The following is a 2,123-nucleotide window of genomic DNA, read 5'->3' as shown; positions in this document are numbered from 1 at the left end:
ATGTACCTCTCGCGCCTGATTCTGAATCCGCGTAGCCGGGACGTGCGGCGAGACCTGGCCGACTGCCAGCAGCTCCACCGCTCCGTGATGTCCGGCTTCCCGAACCTCGCCGCGCCGGGCGACGCTCGCGCCCGGCTCGGCATCCTCTACCGCCTGGAGACCCATCCGCGTACGGGCATGCCGACGCTGCTCGTCCAGTCGGCGATCGAGCCGAACTGGAGCCAGCTCCCCGCGGGCTACCTGCTCGACACCGCCGGCGTGCCCAACCCCGACTGCAAGCCGGTCGGGCCGATCTACGACGCGCTCGACGCCGGGATGGTCCTCACCTTCCGCCTCCGCGCCAACCCGACCAAGCGCATCAAGCCGGACACCGACCCCGGGCGCAGCAATCGACTCGGCAAGCGGGTGGAGCTCCGCACCGAGGCGGACCAGCTCGCCTGGCTCCGCCGCAAGGGCGAGCAGTGTGGCTTCGAGGTGCTCTCCGTGCGCGCCACCACGGAGCACGAGGCGTACCGCTGGGAGCGCGCCGCGGCGATCTTCGGCCTGGAGGCGGACAAGCCGGAACCGGTCCCTGACGTCCGCGCCATTCGGGGCGGCAAGGTCTACGGCCGGCGGGCGGACGGGAAGCAGATGACCTTCGCCGCGGTGACGTTCGACGGGCTCCTGCGCATCGTCGACGTCGACCGCTTCCGCGCCGCGCTGGTCCAGGGCATCGGCTCCGCCAAGGCCTACGGCTTCGGCCTCCTCTCCATCGCCCCCGCAAGGAGTGCGTGATGGACCTGCACATCTTGCCGAAGGTGCGCGATAGCTGGAGCTACCTGTACGTCGAGCACGCGAGGATCGAGCAGGAAGCGAAGGCGATCGCCATCCACGATGCCACCGGCATGGTCCCGGTGCCCTGCGCGTCGCTCGGAATCCTGATGCTCGGGCCAGGGACGAGCATCAGCCACGCCGCGATCCGAACGCTGGCCGAAAACGGCTGCCTCGTCCTCTGGACGGGCGAGGAAGGGGTTCGGTTCTACGCGCAGGGTCTGGGCGAGACCCGCTCGGCCGGCAACCTGATGCGGCAGGCGCGGCTCTGGGCTGACCCGGCGCTGCGCCTGCGGGTCGTCTTCCGCATGTACCAGATGCGCTTCGCGGAGCCGTTGCCCCCCGACCTGACGCTGCAGCAGATCCGGGGCATGGAAGGGGCGCGCGTCCGCGATGCCTACGCCCGCGCCAGCCGCGAGACAGGCGTCCCCTGGCGCGGGCGCTCCTTCCAGCGACAGAACTGGGCAGCGGCCGACCCGATCAACCGTGCCCTCTCGTGCGCGAACAGTTGTCTGTACGGCATCTGCCACGCGGCGATCGTTTCCCTCGGCTACTCGCCCGGCCTCGGGTTCATCCACACCGGGAAGATGCTGTCGTTCGTGTACGACATCGCCGACCTGTATAAGGCAACGGTAACGATCCCGCTGGCGTTCCGCGTCGTGGCCGAAGGGACCCGTGACCTGGAGGGACGGGTCCGGCGAGCCTGCCGGGACGCCTTCGTGGCGCACCGTTTGTTGGGAGACATCGCAACGGACATCGAGCGCGTGCTGGACATCGGCGACTCGGACGGCAGCACCGACGAGCCGGACTTCGACGAGGACGCCGCCCAACCCGGCGGGCTGTGGGACCCGAGCGGCACGGTGACCGGCGGGGTGAACCATGCTCCCGCGGGTGGAGAGGAGGAGTGAGGTGTGGTCGTCATGATCCTGGAGCGGGTGCCGCGCAGCCTTCGCGGCGAGTTGACCCGCTGGATGCTGGAGCCGAAGGCGGGCGTGTTCGTTGGGACGATGTCCGCCCTGGTGCGCGACAAGCTCTGGGAGAAGGCGTGCGCGAGCATGAAGGACGGCGCCGGGATGCTGATCTACAGCAGCAACACCGAGCAAGGCTTTGCCGTCCGATTCTGGGGAAATCTAGGCAGGGAGGTGGTAGACTTCGACGGCCTGACATTGATCCGAGTGCCGTCAGAATGAGGAAAATGGAAGTGTTGTCCCCACACGCGTGGGGGTGAACCGAGCGGAGCGGACGGCGGGCTGGTGATGCCCGAGTTGTCCCCACACGCGTGGGGGTGAACCGGTGCTCGACCGGCCGGACTC

The 2,123-nt window shown here is 69.0% G+C and carries 3 protein-coding genes; all 3 read left to right on the top strand.

Features of this window, described 5'->3' with window-relative positions; translation table 11 throughout:
- Positions 1-774, top strand: a 774-nt coding sequence (cas6e, locus tag IRZ30_RS17110) for a type I-E CRISPR-associated protein Cas6/Cse3/CasE (RefSeq protein ID WP_294086920.1), incomplete at its 5' end; no start/stop codon positions are given.
- Positions 774-1,718: a type I-E CRISPR-associated endonuclease Cas1e gene (gene cas1e / locus IRZ30_RS17105; RefSeq protein WP_294086918.1), complete on the top strand. Its 945-nt coding sequence runs from the start codon at positions 774-776 to the stop codon at positions 1,716-1,718. The genes cas6e and cas1e, both read left to right, overlap by 1 nt.
- A gap of 12 nt (positions 1,719-1,730) precedes the next feature.
- On the top strand, positions 1,731-2,000 hold the full coding sequence (gene cas2e, locus IRZ30_RS17100) for a type I-E CRISPR-associated endoribonuclease Cas2e (RefSeq protein ID WP_294086921.1): 270 nt from the start codon (positions 1,731-1,733) through the stop codon (positions 1,998-2,000).
- The last annotated feature ends 123 nt before the right edge of the window (positions 2,001-2,123 follow it).

Source organism: Sphaerobacter sp., assembly GCF_019683595.1.
Taxonomy (GTDB): Bacteria; Chloroflexota; Chloroflexia; order Thermomicrobiales; family Thermomicrobiaceae; genus Sphaerobacter.
Note: the sequence above shows the minus strand (reverse complement) of the source record. Positions and strands in the feature narration are given on the sequence as shown.

What these genes read in the sequence shown, in the direction of transcription:
- cas1e (WP_294086918.1), top strand. Translation starts at nt 774, where the DNA reads ATGGACCTGCACATCTTGCCGAAGGTGCGCGATAGCTGGAGCTACCTG.
- cas2e (WP_294086921.1), top strand. Translation starts at nt 1,731, where the DNA reads ATGATCCTGGAGCGGGTGCCGCGCAGCCTTCGCGGCGAGTTGACCCGC.